Consider the following 15,890-nt stretch of genomic DNA (forward strand, 5'->3'; position numbering starts at 1 on the left):
GCTCGTTGGCATGGCCGCCGCACCGGGCATTTCAGCGTGCGGCAGCGTCGACGAATTCCGATGTGTAGGTTTTGGATAAATCGACGTAGCCTGACTTGACCGACGGCTCGATGGTCGAGAGCAGGCGCAGCACATTGGCCGGGCCATCGGCGGGCATCCGGCCGTCGCTCGAGAACATCGGCAGGAAGGCTTCGAGCGCGGTCGTGTAGAGCGTCTTGCGACGGCCATAGTATGAGGACGGCAGCAACTCGACGATCTGCGCCGCGGTGTGGCGGTGCATGTAGTGCAGCGTCTTGACGAAAGCGCGCACCAGCTTGCCGGCTTCGGCGCGATGGCCCTCGACCCAGGCTGAAGGCATGTAGAGGCAGCCGGCCGGATAGTCGCCGCCGAGCGCGGCGCGGGTGCCGGCTTCAGTGCGCAGGTCGACCAATATCTTGGCCTCACCGCTCGCGAGCAACTCGGCGGCCGTCGGGTCGGTCGTCATGCCGGCGGCAATGCGGTGGCTGCGCATCGCGTCGATGAAGGTCGTGCCGGCGCTTACGGCCACCATCTTGTAGTCGTGGCGGCTGAACCCGGCGCCAGTCATCAGGTATTGCGTAAGGAAGTCGGTCGAGGAGCCCAAATCGGTTACGCCGAGCACCTTGCCCTTGAGGTCGGCCGGCGTTTTGATGTGCGTCGCGTCTCGTGCCGACACCAGCTCGACTTCACCCGGCGTCTTGGTCAGTTGCACCAGCGAAATGACTTCGGTGCCCTTGCTCTGCAGATCGATGGTGTGGTCATAGAAGCCGACCACGCCTTGCACCGCGCCGGCGATCATTTCGTCTTCGGCGTTGACGCCTGCCGGCTCCGTCACGACATCGACGTTCAACCCCGCCTGCTTGAAATAGCCCAAGCGCTCAGTGAGGATGGCCGGCAGGTAAATGAGTTTGTTGACGCCACCGACCATGATGGTGATTCTTTCAGCGGCGCGCACCGTGCCGACGAGGCCTCCCAGCGCGATGGCGACAACGGCGGCGCCGGCGATGCGTGTCAAGTTGTTCATGCGTTGTCTCATCCATGAATTTATAAGAATGTTTATTTCGCCCCAGCGCAGGCGTACCGCATGCTTTTTCTGTCGCGGCCGCACCGTCGTGCTGGTCCTGCGTCACGGCTCACCGACAGGCAATTGCACCAGGGCGCTTAGACCGGCCTGGTCGGGCCGGCCGAGCAACTCCACTTTTGCGCCGCACGCCTTGGCCGCCTCGCTCACGATTGCCAGGCCAAGGCCGAACCCACCGTTGTCAGAGGTGTTGCCGCGGCTGAATCGCTCGAACACGTGCGGCCGCACTTCCGCCGGAATGCCCGGGCCGGTATCGTCGACACGTACGCTTGCCTGTGTGCCAGCGTGGCCCACGAGCAGTGTTACGTTGCCGCCGCGCGGCGTGTAGCGCACGGCGTTGTCGACCAGATTGAAGAGCAGTGCGTGCAACAGTGTTGGATGTGTCATCACATTCACATCGGCGCTGGCTGGATCGAGCCCAAGATCGATACCCTTGTCGTCGGCCAGCACCGAGAGCTCGGCCTGCACTTGTTGTGCCAGCTCCAGCAGATTCACTGATTGACGCGGCAAGTTGGCGCCACGGCTGGCTTCGGCATGCGAGAGGCTGAGCAACTGGTTGATCAGGTCCTTCAGGCGTCGCGAGCAAACGCGCAGCGCCTGCAGCGTCTCGCTCAGTTCCGCACTGGCCTCGAGATGGCTGGCGTAATCGAGTTGCGTGCTCATAAGGGCAACCGGCGTGCGTAATTGGTGAGCGGCATCGGCGATAAAGCGCTTTTGCAGGTTCACCTGTTTCGTCAGTCGCGTTGCGTACTGATTGATCGTCTCGACAATCGGCTGCAGTTCTCGCTGCAACTCGGTTGTGCGCAGCGGCGTGAGGTCATCCATCTCGCGTGCCTGCAGATCGCGTCGCAACTGCAACAGCGGCCGTAGCTCGAGGGTGAGTCCGATCAGCATGAGCACCAGCGCCAGCACCAGCAGGGCGGACTCATGCAGCAGGGCAGGCCACCACAGGCTCAGGATGCGGTGCTTGAAGGCGTGACGGCTCTCGGCCACGCTTACCAGCACGGCGATCGAGTGACCATGGCGGTAGAGGCGACGCATGAGCGTCACCAGTCGCAGTGTCTTACCGTGATAGTCGATGCTGCGATATTGCGGAATGCCGTTGGGCGGCGGCACACCGCTGGTCAGGTCGGGCCAGCCGGCGAGTAATTCGCCGGACGCGGCCAGCACCTGGAAGTAGACGCGGTCGCGCTCCTGCGAGGCGAACATCTGCAGGGCCGCGGGCGGGGTTTCGGCATGCAGGGCGTCCTGTTGCCAGCCGACTTGTCCGGCCATCATCTCGGCCGAGGCGAGCAACTGACGGTCCTGCACCAGCAACGCCATTTGCCGCGCGTTGCGCCAAGACAGCGCCGCGGTCAGGGCCAGTGCGGCGAGCATCGGAATCAGCACCCACAGCAGCAGACGTACGCGCAGGTTATTCATGTGAGCGAGCCGCTGCCGGCGTCGCGCAGCAGGTAGCCCAGGCCGCGTAAGGTGAGAATGCGCACGCGCGAGGCCGATAGTTTGCGGCGCAGGCGATGGACGTAGGTCTCGATCGCATTTTCTCCCGCATCGGCACCCAGTTCAAAGACACTGAGCATCAACTGGGCTTTCGTGACCGTCTGGCCCTGACGCAGGATCAGTGCCTCGAGCACGCGTTGCTCGCGCGGGGTGAGCTCCAGCGGCTGGCCGGCGGCGTTAAATTCATGAGTATTCAGGTCGAACTGAAGGTCGGCACATTGCACCAGTGACTGGCCGCTTCTGCTGTTGCGGCGGATGAGTGCGCGGATGCGGGCAACCAATTCCGGCATTTCGAAGGGTTTGACCACATAATCGTCGGCGCCCAGATCGAGGCAGTCGACCTTGATGTCGAGTGCCGCGTTGGCGGTGAGCACGAGCACGGGCATGTCGTTGCGCCGTCGGCGCATGCGGCGCAGCACGCTGCGCCCGTCCATGCTGGGCAGCCGCAGGTCAAGCAGCAGCAGGTCGTATTGCGACTGGTCGAGGTGCCAGATGGCATCGGCGCCGTCATGCACGCAATCCACCGAGAAGCGTTCGGCGTGCAGGGCTTTGCTCAGCCATAGGGCCAGTTCAAGATTGTCTTCTACGAGCAGCAATTTCATAAGCTAGGAAGCACCGGATTACGCGGGGCACGGGCATGGCCCGGCCCCGCGTCCTTGCAAACCGGGGCCAACTTCCACGCACTGTAAGTTAGCCCCTCGCGTTGCCACAATCGGTTATTTCCCTGCGTTCTGCGCGCTGGCCAACAATGCGTTGGCCTGGATGACGTATTTGTTGGTGTAGGTCGCGTCCAGGTCGATCGGCTTGTGGATTTTGCCGGCAAGTTTCTCGACCGACAACACCGTCTGCGGGCCGCCCTGGGGCATCATGCCGTCGGGAAGGAACTGGCCTTTGTCTTGCGCGAGTGCTTTGATGTACTCCTGCTTGCTGGAGAGCTGATTGCTGACGAAGTCCGGCGGCAAATGATCGGCGATATCGGCGGCGCTATGAGTGTGGATCCAGTGCATCGTGGCGACCATCGCGTCAACTACCTTCTGCGTCAGGTCCGGGTGAGCCTGAACCCAATCGGCGCGGGCCAGCACGCTGGCCGTCGGCCAGAAGCCGCCGAGCCACATTTTGACACCGTCGCCGGTAGCCAAGTCCATCGCCGAATAGCCGATGCCCATTTTCTCGATCGCGTTGACGGTCGGCTGGGTGGTCATGCCGCACACGATGCGGCCGTGCTCGAGCGAGCCGATCAGCGTCTGGCCGGCGCCCACACCCACGCGGGTGAACTGCTTCGGCGTGAGATGGTAGCGAGCGGCCAGATAGAGCGTGAGGTCGTCGGTACCCGAACCCAGGTCGGTCACGCCAACGACTTTGCCCTTCCAGTCTTCCGGCGACTTGACGCCCGAGCCTTTGGCGCACATCTCGCGTTCGCCCGGAGCGCCGCTCAACTGAACAATGTCGATCACCTTTTTGCCATGCTGTTGAAAGTCGATCGTATGCACATACCACGCGCCGGCCAGATCCACCTGACCCGAGACCATCGCGTCTTCGGCCCCCACGCCGCCGGCCTGTTCGGTGCTCAGCACCATGTTGACACCATACTTCTTGAAGAATCCGAGGTTCTGCGCGAGCTGATAGGGCAGGTAGATCTGCTTGTCTATGCCGCCCACCATCATTGTCACGGTCGGCAGTTTCGCCGCGTAGCTTTGCGTGCTCGCGAGTCCGGTCAGGCACATCATGCCCAACACCAGATTCGAAATCAGCTTATTTCCCTTCATAGCGTTTATCTCCTTGGTTGTGCGAGATCCCGACATGGGTCTCTTATCAAGCCCGTCAACCCACGATGAATCGAATGGCCTGGGGTGCTCCGGTCATACGCGCTTGGTCATATGCCCGGCATATTGGGTTCGTTGGCCGAGGGGGGCTGCCAGGACAGCAACCGCTTTTCCAGCATCGACATGAGGGCCTCGGCGCTTAACGCCAGCACGCCGATAATCAGCATCGCGCCGAACACGCCGTTGGCGTCAAAGGTGTTCTGCGCGGTCGCGATGACCAGCCCAAGGCCTTGCTGAGCGCCAAGAAATTCACCGACGATGGCGCCAATGATCGAGAAGCCGAGCGCGACATGCAGGCTGGCGATGATCCACGTCATCGCCGACGGGAATACCACGTGACGAATCACCTGAAGGCGGGAAGCCCCGAGGATGCGCGTGTTGGCGACGAAATTGCGGTCGACGCCCCGCACCCCCTGGAAGGCGTTGAAGAACACCACGAAGAACACCAGCACGGCGGCCAGCAGCACCTTGGACGACATGCCCAGGCCGAGCCACATGACGAAAACCGAACCAAGCACGATGCGCGGCAACGCGTTGATGACTTTGATGAGTGGACCGATCACGTCGGCCAGATAGGGAATCTCGCCGAGCAGGACCCCTAACACCACGCCGCTGGTTACGCCGGCGGCAAACCCCAGCAGAGACTCCTCCAGCGTGATCCAGATTTGCAGCCAGATCGAACCATACGGCGTGCCGCGCTGGACCCACTCCCACAACCTGATGGCGATGCCGCTTGGCGAACCGAAGAAGAACGGATCGATGATGTTCCAGGCGCTCAGGAGCTGCCAGCCGCCAATGATCAGCCCGAGCAAGCTGGCCCGTCCGAGCAGTACGAGTCGCTTGCGGCGCTGTGTGCGGCGACGCGCAGCGGCGGCTATCGAGGCGGCATCGGAACCCGCCGGCCGGAGGTCGGCCGGAGAGTCTGCCGTGGTTACCAGGGTTTTGCCGCTCGTCATGCTGCCACTCCTTTGACTTTCGAGATGTCGGTCGTGCGCGAGTAGGCTTGCTCCACTTCTTCGCGCAGCGATTCCCAGATCTGCTGATACAAATCCAGAAAACGATGATTGAATCGGATCTCTTGCACGGCGCCGCGCGGGCGGGGCAGGTCGATATCGAAGACGGCCTTGACAGTGGCCGGGCCGGCGGTCATGACAACCACCCGGTCGGCCAGCGCGATGGCCTCCTCCAGGTCGTGCGTGACGAACAGCACCGATGGCCGCGTCTTCTCCCACAGCGCCAGTAATTCGTTGGACATGATGGCGCGCGTTTGCACGTCTAGCGCCGAGAACGGCTCGTCCATCAGCAGCATGGATGGCTCGTTGATCAGCGCCGCGGCCAGGCTCACACGCTTGCGCATGCCGCCGGAGAGCTGATACGGGTAGTAGTTCTCGAAACCCGCCAGACCCACGAGACGCAGCCATTCACGGGCCGATTCGCGCGCTTCGTTTTTGGGCACGCCGCGAAAAGTCGGGCCCAACGCGACATTGGCCAGGATCGATTTCCATGGCAGCAGCGCGTCGTTCTGAAATACGAAGCTCGCACCCCTGGTGATGCCGTCGACCTGCTGGCCGGACACGCGCACAGTGCCCGCGCTCGGGCGATAGAGCCCGGCGGCCAGGGTCAGTGTGGTGGACTTGCCGCATCCGGTGGGACCCACCACCGCGCAAAATACCCCCGGCTCGACCACCAGGTTCACATTGTGCAAGGCGGTTTTTTCCGTGCCTTCCCGGGTGACGAAGCTTTTTGTCACCCCCGAAAATTCAATACCGCCTCGCCTTGTCAACGTCTCTGCCATAGCAAACAAACCTCATTAACTGTACCGATTAAGCAAAAAGCACTTTGTTTTCAAGCGCACTCGAATGCGCGGCATTAGCCGCCACGCCGCACCGGAATGTCGCTGCCGGCGGCGCTCGCCAGTCGAGCCTATCCAAATCGCGGTTGTCGCCGCAGCGAATTTCCTGAGTCTCATCACCTCCTTGGGCTGGCCGCCAGCGCATCGCAGTTCAGTCGCGACTGCGATAGCTGGCGCCAACACTCGTTAGAAATGCCAAATGCCGCCGACTTCGATGCGCTTGGCTGTTTGCGGCGAGATGCCAGTGGACGCCTGATAGGTTTTCTGGCCCCACATGGCTTCGATGCCAACATCGACCGTCTTGGTGGGTTGCAGGATCAGGTTGACGTGCACTGTCTTGGTCGTGACCGCGTTCTGCGCGTCGGCCGGCAGGAACCCCGCCAGGCGCTGGTGGTTGAAGCCGAAGCCGATGTTCGAGCGCAGCTTGGAGGTCCACCAGTGCTGGAAGTACACCGTGCCGCCGACATCTGGCTGCACCTGAACGGCGGTCGCACCGGTCGGGTCTGCCGCCGTGCCGTTGTTGATCGCCAGCGTCGACGCGGTGTTCGCGCCAAAGTCGTCGGGAATGTAGCGGGCCATCGCGCCGTACCAGGCCTGGAAGCCCACGTTGTCACGACCGAGCCCGAAGCCGGTATGCAGGAGATTCCAGGTCGCGCCGACGATTGCTGCTGCGGCGAATTTGGTGGTGCGCACACCGTTCTGGTCGGTGAACCCCAATTCGCGCGCGACGGCCGACACTTGATAGTGTCCCCAGTTGCCGCTGCGCTCGTATTTCGCGGTGAAGTCCGGTAGAGGATTGGTCTGGGTCGCTACCTCGATATCGCCCTGGGTGTCCTGGTAGCCGGTTTGTGGGTTTTCTATCGAGAATGACAGTGCCCCGCCCGCATGCAGCGGCAGGGTATAGCGAATCTGTGGCGTGTGAGCGCCCGGCACGCCGGCTGGCCCGGCATTGTCGAAGGTCTCCTCCTGATCGGGGTCATCGATGAAGTTCGAATTCGCTTGCCCGAGCAACCAGTGCCCGATAGTGCCGTAGGCATAAACGATGCGGGCGCCCCAGTTGTTGTTTTGCAGCGCTTGATTGTTGTCACCTCCTGCGGTGTAACCGTAGAAATCCAGCGAGATGTTGGTGTTGATATCGCCGTACGGACTCGGGGTGCTGGTTTGCACAATCAGTCGCGAGACTTTGTCCTGAAAGTGGAACGTGCGTCCGGACTGCGCCCGCGCGGGGCCGCTCGGCAGCAGGTTGCCGATGGCGAACTTGGGCCCCAGATTTTGCGTAGGATCGTAGATCCCCTGGAAGTTGACGAAACCGCCGATACGCATCGAAGTATCGGTGCCTGGCAACTTGAAGGACCCTGGCATTGCGCCGCGCATCACATAACCCGGGTCCGCCATGCCCAGCGCCTCGGCTTTGGTCGGCGGCACGCTATCAGGCAAAGCCGGGGCTGGCGCGCCTTGGGCGGTTTGCACGGCGCCGGCTTGGGGGCGCTGAGCTTGCCAGTGGCTTTGCTGCGCTTGCGCTTGCTTGAGCTGGTTCAATTGCGTTGAAAGGTTGTTGATCTCCGCTTGCAGCTTGCTGAGCTCGTCCGCGTGAGCTATCGGCATTGCGACCAAGCCAGCGATCGCGGTGCACATCACCCGAGCCTTGAACGACGGACCTGCGATCGAGCTAAGCGAACGGCCAGAGAATCCCTTGCGTTTTTTCATCCAGTTGTCTCCTGCATATGATTGTTTTCGTCCCGTACCGCCCGGACAGGGCTGGGCATACGGTGTGCTCATGGTAGGGAGGGCTAGCTGTCAGCTAGCTGTCAGTCGCGGCGCCGATTCGCCGGTGTTAACCCTAGGTGCGCCCGTCTTGAGGGAAGTGAGTGTGCAGGTGACAACGCGGCGTGCAAGGGGCTTGGTCCGGGCCGAGAAGAAAGGCGCGGTCATCGCTTTGATAATGCTTTTCAGCGGCTGGTCGGCCACCTAAACTGTCGATTCGCGCAGTGCCGAGTATTGTCGTATTGGCTCGAACGCTACAGGTGGCCGAACACCGGCCGTGACGATGACTGTTGGCCTCTCTAACGGGAACACCATGAAACTGATTGGCATGCTCGATTCACCCTTTGTTCGCCGCACCGCAATTTGCATGAAATTGCTCGGGCTCGAGTTCGAGCATCAGTCGCTCTCGGTGTTCAGGACGTACGACGAATTTCGTCGTATCAACCCGGTGGTCAAGGCGCCGACATTGTTGCTCGACGATGGCCAGTGCCTGATGGATTCGACACTGATTCTCGACTACGCCGAGACGCTGGCCAATCCGCGCAAGACGCTCATGCCGCGCGACCCCGTGGCGCGCCTGCACGAGCTCAAATTGATCGGGCTGGCCCTCGCGGCCAGCGAGAAGTCCGTGCAGCTCGTCTACGAGCAAAAGCAACGGCCTGCCGAAAAGCAGTACGAACCCTGGGCCGAGCGTGTGAGCCAGCAGCTGCATGCCGCTTATGCTGTGCTTGAGAAAGACATCACGCAGCGTCCGCTGCCCACCGATCCGAGCCGGTTCAGCCAGGCCGGCGTCTCGATTGCCGTGGCGTGGCGTTTTACCCAAATGATGCTGCCCGATGTCGTGGCCGAGACGGATTATCCGGCACTGCGGCTGTTTGCGGCGTTTGCCGAACGGCAAGCGGTATTCATGGAGACTCCGCCGGAATAATGCCGAGGCCTGCGCGCCACGGTGTGCTGGTAATTGGGTTTTTACGCGACGCTTCCCGGCATTTTAGGGGCGTTGGCCGCCTTTTTTAAGAATCGTCCGACAGGCGGGCGACGCAATTGAGATTACCTTTCAATCCACTCGGGGGCGAGTATGGGCCGATCGGCGAGCCGCATCGGTCTTTTCCGGTGGCAGTCAGGTACAAGGGAGAGTTGCATGAGCAAGCGCATTCAGTGGCATGTCGTTGCGGCGAAGGACAAAGGTCAGGTGGTGACCGATGTGAAGCCGGCCGAAATGCCACCGCTGGCCAGCGAGCCGGCGTCGTTTCATGATTTGCGGGCACGTCTGCGTAACTTTGCAAGCCGGCGGCTGGCGTTGCTTCGTTATGTCTATCGCCGCGGCGCGCTGTCGATGAGCATTCTGGTCAGCGCTGATTGGGAGCGCAAGCGCCGATAGGACGTTATCGTCAGCCAAAAGAAAAAGCCGGTCGAAACCGTAATGCCGTTCAGTTAAGGTCTTTTTGTAGGTACCGAACGGTGTAGCGGAGGGGTCGCGATTTGACGACCCGATCGCATTTGCGGTCGGGTCGTTTTTCGTGTGCGCCCAGCATGGGCGCACTCCTGCGGGTGTAAGTCCCGCCACAAGCTGGTCACAGCGAATGAAGCGAAGCGCAACTGCATGAGGGCGACCGAGTGTGGGGAGGAAGCGTGGATCGTAAATCGCGAGCCGATGAACAAGAACTGCATAGAAGGCGCTGCCTAGCAGGGCGAGCGGGCATGAAACCGCGAAGCTCTCGTGACCAAGGCGAAGCAGCGTAAATGCAGCGGTTGTGCGATGAAGGAGTGCGCTCTTACCTGGGGAGTCCTCGCCTCATGCCTGAAAGGGCAACGGTGTCGAATCGGAGCGAGGCGTCAGCAGAGGCCGTAGTAGTCACGGGATAGGTCGGCGAGACTGAAGCTAGTGGCGAAGGGCCGAACGAGAAGGAGTGTTCGACGACATGCCGACGCAACAGGCCAGGCGTCAGATGCCGGCGCAAGCGGGGCGAGCGGTGGCGGCGCGCGGTGAAGCTGCGCGAGAAGCCGTGAGTGACGAAGCCTGCGGCTCGCGGCGTGAAGCGAAGAACACAGGGTCAGCGCTGCTAGATGCGGCCTTGACAAGAGAGAACCTGCGGCAGGCGTTCAAACGGGTGCGGGCCAATAAGGGTGCGCCGGGAGTTGACGGTCTGGACATTGACCGGACTGCGCGACATCTGGTGACGGCGTGGCCTGCGATACGAGAAGAACTGTTGCGGGGGACGTACCGGCCAAAACCGGTACGACGGGTGACGATCCCGAAGCCGGACGGAGGCGAGCGCGAGCTAGGCATCCCGACGGTGACGGATCGGCTGATCCAACAGGCGTTGCTGCAAGTACTGCAACCGATTCTCGATCCCACATTCAGCGAGCACAGCTACGGTTTCCGACCGGGCCGGCGCGCGCACGACGCGGTGTTAGCCGCACAATCGTACGTGCAGTCGGGCCGCCGGGTGGTCGTGGACGTGGACTTGGAAAAGTTCTTCGACCGGGTCAATCACGACATTCTTATCGACCGCCTACAGAAGCGTATCGGCGATGCTGGCGTAATCGGGCTGATCCGAGCCTACTTGAACGCGGGAATGATGAGCCATGGCGTGGTGCAGGAGCGCTATGAGGGTACGCCGCAAGGCGGACCGCTCTCGCCGCTGCTGGCAAACGTGCTGCTGGACGAGGTGGATAAGGAATTGGAACGGCGAGGCCATTGCTTCGTTCGCTACGCGGATGATGCGAACGTGTACGTTCGCTCACGCCGGGCGGGCGAACGGGTGATGGCGCTGCTGCGAAAGCTGTACGGGCGGCTGCGTTTGAGGGTCAACGAGACCAAGAGCGCGGTGGCGAGTGTGTTCGGTCGCAAATTCCTGGGCTACAGCTTCTGGGTGGCAGCGGGTGGCGCGATCAAGCGTAAAGTGGCCACCAAAGCACTTGCAACGTTCAAGCAACGCATTCGGGAGCTGACCCGCCGCGGTGGCGGGCGCAGCATGTTGGAAGTAGCGCAAAGACTGCGCTCCTACCTATTGGGTTGGAGGGCTTATTACCGGTTGGCGCAAACGCCGAGGGTCTGGCTAACGCTGGACGAATGGCTTCGTCACCGGTTACGGGCCATTCAGCTCAAACAGTGGAAACGCGGCCCGACCATCTACCGGGAATTGAGCGCGCTAGGGGCCAGCACCGAAATTGCGCGACGAGTCGCGGCGAACAGCCGTTGCTGGTGGCGAAACAGCGGACTGGCTCTGAATCGTGTGCTCACCATTGCCTATTTCGACAGCCTGGGTGTGCCCCGACTCTCTTGACCTCAACTTCTCGAACCGCCCGGTGCGGACCCGCATGCCGGGTGGTGTGGCAGGGGTGTAGCCTATTGGCTACCCCCTATGCCGATTGATGAGCCGCTTGAGGTGCTCACGCAGACGTTTAAGAACTGCGGGAAGCTTGGCAAGCGCCGGCGTGCGAGCGGCCCACATCATCTCGTGCTGGATAAGGTGGAAGGAGCGCACGAAGCTGAGTTCGGTTGGTTCGCACCTGGCCTCGAAGGCCGCGCTGGCCATTTCGCGGCGAATCAGGTTGTAGGCGATCAAAGCGCCCCAGATTTCCTGGTAGACACCTTCGACGGTTCGGCTACGTAGCGTCAGCTCGCTACCGAGCATAGATTGTTTGAGTTCGCGGTAGCTGGTTTCGACCTGCCAGCGGCGCTCGTAGCAAGCATCCAGGTCGGCCGCCTTGAAGCGGCGTCGGTCGGTCAACGAAGTCAGTAGCACCCGCTCGCGGCCGCCCGCATCGGCCACGCGAATCGCACGTGCCATCCACCATTCAGGTAGCTCAGGGCACTTCTGCCGCGCCTGTGGTGAGACGCGCATGCGCACCAAGGCATCTTCGGGCTTACCTGATACCACTTCCCAGCGCGTATTGGCTTTGGCAGGAATCAGGAAGTGGCGGTTGCGCTTGCCCGCAGTCAGGCCGCACAGGATCTCTGCAGACAGAAAGCCCTTGTCGAAGACCGTCAGCGAGTGATCCGGGATCTGCCCCAGCAATTGCTTGGCATAAAGCATCTCATTCGTGTCGTAGCGACCGAACGCGATATTCGAGACGAGGTGGGTCGGCACCGAAGTCAGCGTCACGGCTCGCACCTGCGGATAGCTCGCCACTTTGCCGCTGGCATAGCCTTGCGCACCGAAATGCTCTCGATTCTCGGCACTGTCCGGGACGCGCAGCGTCGTGCCATCCATGGCCCACAGACTCAGCCCCTTGAAGGCGTAGCGTGCAGCGTCTTGCTGGCACCAGGCTCGTGCGGTCCGTTCGAACAACCAAGCCATCGGCGCATCGCCCAGGCGTTGCCGAGCCTGGGTCACAGCGCTCTTGCTCACAAACGTCGCTTCGTTAGGTAATACCAGATCAAGGCTGTCGACTACCTCGCTGATTGACCAGTGGCGGTAGATCGCTAGCGCGATCACGAGCCAAACCACTTGCTCGGCAGGCAAGCGCCGACGGCGAATGCTTGCTGTGCCCGTAGCCTCAATCGCTTGCTCAATCCATTCCTGCGGAAGATGCGCGCCCAGCCGACTCAGGTCGGCAGGCGTGGCATCCAGCACGAAGTTCAGGTGGTCGCTCAGCATCGCGACCAAAGTTAACAGCTTGCCGCCCCGTTTACAACTCCAACCCCAAAACAAAAATGCCGTTCAGCTCTTAACTGAACGGCATTACGGTCGAAACCGGCTTTTTTCATGCTCGCGCGACAGTGCGCGTGCATTCTGGCGTCAGTCGGTGCCGCCGACGGCCGGTTCGCCATGGCCGGTGGCGTCTTCGCCGATCGCGCCCGCCTTGCGCGCTTCGTGGTGGTGATCGGCCGCCAGGAACATATACATGGCAGGCACCACGAACAGCGTGAACAGCGTACCGATCGACAAGCCGGTGAAGATCACCAGCCCCATGGCGTGACGGCCGGCCGCGCCGGCACCGGAGGCGAACACCAGCGGTGCGACACCCAGCACCATCGCGGCGGTGGTCATCAGGATCGGGCGCAGCCGCACCGCGGCCGCCTGTTCCAATGCCTCGCGCTTGCTGCGTCCAGCCCGCTGCAATTCATTGGCGAATTGCACGATCAGGATCCCGTGCTTACTGATCAGCCCCATCAGGGTCACCAGCCCGACCTGCGTATAAATATTGAGCGAGGCGAAGCCGATGTTGATGAACAGCAACGCACCGAACAGGGCCATCGGCACCGAGACCAGGATCACGATCGGATCGCGGAAGCTTTCGAACTGCGCGGCCAGCACCAGGAATACGATGATGGTTGCGAACAGCAGGGTGTAGACGAAGCCGCCCGATTCCTGCTCGAACTGGCGCGATGCCCCCGAGAAGTCGACCGAATAGCCGCTGGGCGCAACTTCCTTGGTGATCTTGGTCAGGTAGTTCAGCACTTCGGCCTGCGATGCGCCGGGTACCGAAACCCCCGAGATGGTGGCCGAGTTCAACTGCTGGAAGTGATTGATCGACTCCGGCACTACGCTGGTTTTCAGGCTGGCGACCGTCGAGGCAGGGATCACCGCACCGTTGGGCGTGTGCAGATAGTAGTTCAGGATCTGCGACGGATTGAGCCGGTCGACCTGCAGCACCTGCGGAATCACTTTGTAGGAGCGCCCGGCGATCGAGAAGTAGTTGACGTATCCGCCACCGAGCGCGGCCGACAGCGTATTGCCCACGTCCGCATCGGTCAGGCCGAGCGAGGCCACCTTGTCCCGGTTGACTTCCAGCGTGCTCTGCGGCTTGTCGATCTTGAGGTCGCTGTCGACGAAGAAGAACATGCCCGAGGCGCGCGCCTTGGCGAGTACCTGCTGCGAAACGTCGTTCAGGTTCTGGAACGGCTCGGTGGTGGTGATGACGAATTGCACCGGCAGTCCTTGCGAGCCAGGCAGCGGCGGGAACTGGAATGCCGCGACCTGGGCGCCAGCGATATGGCTCCACTTCTCCTGCAGTTCCTGCTGCAATTGCATCGCGCTCTTTTTGCGCTGATCCCACGGCTTGAGCAATACGCCGCCGATGCCCTGGTTGATGGTCGGCACGCCGGTCAACTGGAACATCTGCGCGTATTCCGGAATACTTTTGGCCGCGTCGAAGACCTGATCGGCGTAGGTATCCATTTGCTGGATCGTCGCGTTGGGCGGCCCTTGCATATGTGCGAGCACGATGCCCTGGTCTTCCTGCGGTGCCAGTTCGGACTTCGAGGTCATGAACAGATACACGGTGCCGGCCAGCAGCAGCGCGCCCATCACCACCAGTACGACCCAGGTATCGAGCAGGCTGCGCAGCATGCGCTGATAGCCATGGTGCACCCGATCGAACTGGCGATCGATGAATTGCACGAAGCGCCCGGACTCCTGTTGCGCGCTGAAGAAACGCGAGCACATCATCGGCGAGAGCGTCAGGGCGATTACGCCTGACATCGCGACGGCGCCGGCCAGCGTAAATGCGAACTCGGTAAACAGCGCGCCCGTCAGGCCGCCCTGGAAGCCGATCGGCACGTACACCGCCACCAGCACGACGGTCATCGCCAGAATCGGGCCGCCCAGTTCGCGTGCGGCCAGCAGTGCCGCCTCGAGCGGCTTCTTGCCTTCCTCCTTCATATGCCGGTCGACGTTTTCGACCACGATAATGGCGTCGTCGACCACCAGCCCGATCGCCAGCACCAATGCCAGCAGCGTGAGCAGGTTGACCGAATAGCCGAGTACCAGCATGACGAAAAAGGTGCCGATCAGCGACAGCGGCATCGCCACCACCGGGATGATCACCGCCCGCAGGCTACCCAGGAACAGGAAGATGACCACCGTGACGATCAGCAATGCCTCGATCAGCGTCTTGACCACTTCCTTGATGGAGGTGTTCACGAAGTCGGTGGCGTCATACACGATCTTGCCGGTCAGCCCGGTCGGCAATTGTGCCTGAAGCGCCGGGAATGCATCGCGCACACGCTTGGCGACGTCCAGCACGTTGGCGTCCGGCGCCGTTTTGATCCCGATGAAGACCGAGCGCTTGCCGCTGAAGGCGACACTGAAGTCGTAGTTGTCGGCGCCCAGTGTGACGTTGGCAACATCCTGCAGGCGCACCAGCGCGCCATTTTTCGACTTGACCACCAGGTGCTTGAACTCGTCGACCGAATGCAGGTCGGTGTCGGCCGTCATCTCGACGCTGACCATCTGCCCCTTGGTGGTGCCCAGGGCCGCCAGATAGTTGTTGTTGGCCAGTGCGGTGTAGACATCGGCCGCGGTCACGCCGTGGGCGGCCATGCGCTGCGGGTCCAGCCAGGCGCGCAGGGCGAATTGCCGCCCGCCAAGGATTTCCGCGGTTTGCACGCCCTGGATCGAATCCAGCTTGGGTTTGACCACGCGCAACAGGTAATCCGTCACGTTGTTGCCGGGCAGCACGTCACTGTAGAAGCCCATGTACATCGTGTCGGTGGTCTGCCCGGTCTGGACCGTGATGACCGGCTGCTGGGCCTGCGCCGGCAACTGATTGCGCACGGCGTTGACCTGCGTGGTGATCTCGGTCAGCGCGCGGTTGGCGTCGTAGTTCAGGCGCAGCGTGGCGGTGATCGTCGAAGTGCCGCTGGTGCTGCTCGACGACAGATAGTCGATACCTTGGGCCTGCGCGATCGAGGCTTCCAGCGGCTGCGTGATAAAGCCTGCCACCGTGTTGGCGTCCGCGCCGTAATAAGTGGTGGTGATGGTCACCACCGCGTTTTCGGTGCGCGGATATTCGCTGACGGTCAGGCTGGAGAGCGACCGGATCCCCAGCACGAGGATCAGCAGGCTGACCACCGCCGCCAGGACCGGCCGCTTGATGAAGATGTCCGTGAAATTCATCG

At 61.9% G+C, this 15,890-nt stretch carries 12 protein-coding genes; 3 read left to right on the top strand and 9 right to left on the bottom strand.

The features are described from left to right. Window positions 1–31 precede the first annotated feature (31 nt). The 7 genes from PATSB16_RS06630 to PATSB16_RS06660 all read right to left on the bottom strand — a co-directional run bounded on the left by PATSB16_RS06630 (window position 32) and on the right by PATSB16_RS06660 (window position 7,981). Window positions 32–1,042, bottom strand: coding sequence for an ABC transporter substrate-binding protein (locus PATSB16_RS06630; RefSeq protein WP_047213299.1), 1,011 nt, complete (start codon window positions 1,040–1,042; stop codon window positions 32–34). A gap of 102 nt (window positions 1,043–1,144) precedes the next feature. Further along, on the bottom strand, window positions 1,145–2,521 hold the full coding sequence (locus PATSB16_RS06635; protein ID WP_047213301.1) for a sensor histidine kinase: 1,377 nt from the start codon (window positions 2,519–2,521) through the stop codon (window positions 1,145–1,147). Next, a complete protein-coding gene (locus PATSB16_RS06640) occupies window positions 2,518–3,201 on the bottom strand; it encodes a response regulator (protein WP_047213302.1) in 684 nt (227 codons plus the stop codon). The genes PATSB16_RS06635 and PATSB16_RS06640 overlap by 4 nt, the downstream gene beginning before the upstream one ends. A 114-nt stretch (window positions 3,202–3,315) precedes the next feature. Further along, window positions 3,316–4,365 (bottom strand): ABC transporter substrate-binding protein, encoded by a 1,050-nt coding sequence (locus PATSB16_RS06645; RefSeq protein WP_047213304.1) that lies wholly within the window; start codon window positions 4,363–4,365, stop codon window positions 3,316–3,318. Between the two features lie 107 nt (window positions 4,366–4,472). Continuing rightward, window positions 4,473–5,378, bottom strand: coding sequence for an ABC transporter permease (locus PATSB16_RS06650; protein ID WP_047213305.1), 906 nt, complete (start codon window positions 5,376–5,378; stop codon window positions 4,473–4,475). Next, window positions 5,375–6,217, bottom strand: coding sequence for an ABC transporter ATP-binding protein (locus PATSB16_RS06655; protein ID WP_047213307.1), 843 nt, complete (start codon window positions 6,215–6,217; stop codon window positions 5,375–5,377). The genes PATSB16_RS06650 and PATSB16_RS06655 overlap by 4 nt, the downstream gene beginning before the upstream one ends. Before the next feature lie 243 nt (window positions 6,218–6,460). Further along, window positions 6,461–7,981 (bottom strand): DcaP family trimeric outer membrane transporter, encoded by a 1,521-nt coding sequence (locus PATSB16_RS06660; protein ID WP_156884631.1) that lies wholly within the window; start codon window positions 7,979–7,981, stop codon window positions 6,461–6,463. 370 nt (window positions 7,982–8,351) lie between these two features. Between PATSB16_RS06660 and PATSB16_RS06665 the strand changes: the two genes are divergently transcribed. From PATSB16_RS06665 to ltrA, 3 genes are all read left to right on the top strand, one after another. Then, window positions 8,352–8,966, top strand: coding sequence for a glutathione S-transferase (locus PATSB16_RS06665; RefSeq protein ID WP_047213309.1), 615 nt, complete (start codon window positions 8,352–8,354; stop codon window positions 8,964–8,966). A 213-nt stretch (window positions 8,967–9,179) separates the two neighbouring features. Then, the gene (locus PATSB16_RS06670) at window positions 9,180–9,419 is read left to right on the top strand and encodes a hypothetical protein (protein ID WP_047213310.1); all 240 of its coding nucleotides are present in this window, start codon (window positions 9,180–9,182) and stop codon (window positions 9,417–9,419) included. Window positions 9,420–9,960: 541 nt separating this feature from the next. After that, window positions 9,961–11,328 (top strand): group II intron reverse transcriptase/maturase, encoded by a 1,368-nt coding sequence (ltrA, locus tag PATSB16_RS06685; protein ID WP_047216333.1) that lies wholly within the window; start codon window positions 9,961–9,963, stop codon window positions 11,326–11,328. Between the two features lie 69 nt (window positions 11,329–11,397). Here ltrA and PATSB16_RS06690 read toward each other — a convergent pair whose 3' ends face one another. Further along, entirely contained in the window at window positions 11,398–12,645 is a 1,248-nt protein-coding gene (locus PATSB16_RS06690) for an IS4 family transposase (RefSeq protein WP_237170353.1), read from the bottom strand. A gap of 141 nt (window positions 12,646–12,786) precedes the next feature. Beyond that, complete coding sequence (locus PATSB16_RS06695) at window positions 12,787–15,888, bottom strand: efflux RND transporter permease subunit (RefSeq protein WP_047213311.1); 3,102 nt, start codon at window positions 15,886–15,888, stop codon at window positions 12,787–12,789. Between the last annotated feature and the right edge of the window lie 2 nt (window positions 15,889–15,890).

The sequence above is a fragment of the Pandoraea thiooxydans genome (assembly GCF_001931675.1).
Taxonomy (GTDB): Bacteria; Pseudomonadota; Gammaproteobacteria; order Burkholderiales; family Burkholderiaceae; genus Pandoraea; species Pandoraea thiooxydans.

What these genes read in the sequence shown, in the direction of transcription:
- PATSB16_RS06645 (WP_047213304.1), bottom strand. Translation starts at nt 4,365, where the DNA reads ATGAAGGGAAATAAGCTGATTTCGAATCTGGTGTTGGGCATGATGTGC.
- PATSB16_RS06690 (WP_237170353.1), bottom strand. Translation starts at nt 12,645, where the DNA reads ATGCTGAGCGACCACCTGAACTTCGTGCTGGATGCCACGCCTGCCGAC.
- ltrA (WP_047216333.1), top strand. Translation starts at nt 9,961, where the DNA reads ATGCCGACGCAACAGGCCAGGCGTCAGATGCCGGCGCAAGCGGGGCGA.
- PATSB16_RS06665 (WP_047213309.1), top strand. Translation starts at nt 8,352, where the DNA reads ATGAAACTGATTGGCATGCTCGATTCACCCTTTGTTCGCCGCACCGCA.
- PATSB16_RS06660 (WP_156884631.1), bottom strand. Translation starts at nt 7,981, where the DNA reads ATGAAAAAACGCAAGGGATTCTCTGGCCGTTCGCTTAGCTCGATCGCA.
- PATSB16_RS06630 (WP_047213299.1), bottom strand. Translation starts at nt 1,042, where the DNA reads ATGAACAACTTGACACGCATCGCCGGCGCCGCCGTTGTCGCCATCGCG.
- PATSB16_RS06650 (WP_047213305.1), bottom strand. Translation starts at nt 5,378, where the DNA reads ATGACGAGCGGCAAAACCCTGGTAACCACGGCAGACTCTCCGGCCGAC.
- PATSB16_RS06695 (WP_047213311.1), bottom strand. Translation starts at nt 15,888, where the DNA reads ATGAATTTCACGGACATCTTCATCAAGCGGCCGGTCCTGGCGGCGGTG.
- PATSB16_RS06670 (WP_047213310.1), top strand. Translation starts at nt 9,180, where the DNA reads ATGAGCAAGCGCATTCAGTGGCATGTCGTTGCGGCGAAGGACAAAGGT.
- PATSB16_RS06655 (WP_047213307.1), bottom strand. Translation starts at nt 6,217, where the DNA reads ATGGCAGAGACGTTGACAAGGCGAGGCGGTATTGAATTTTCGGGGGTG.
- PATSB16_RS06640 (WP_047213302.1), bottom strand. Translation starts at nt 3,201, where the DNA reads ATGAAATTGCTGCTCGTAGAAGACAATCTTGAACTGGCCCTATGGCTG.
- PATSB16_RS06635 (WP_047213301.1), bottom strand. Translation starts at nt 2,521, where the DNA reads ATGAATAACCTGCGCGTACGTCTGCTGCTGTGGGTGCTGATTCCGATG.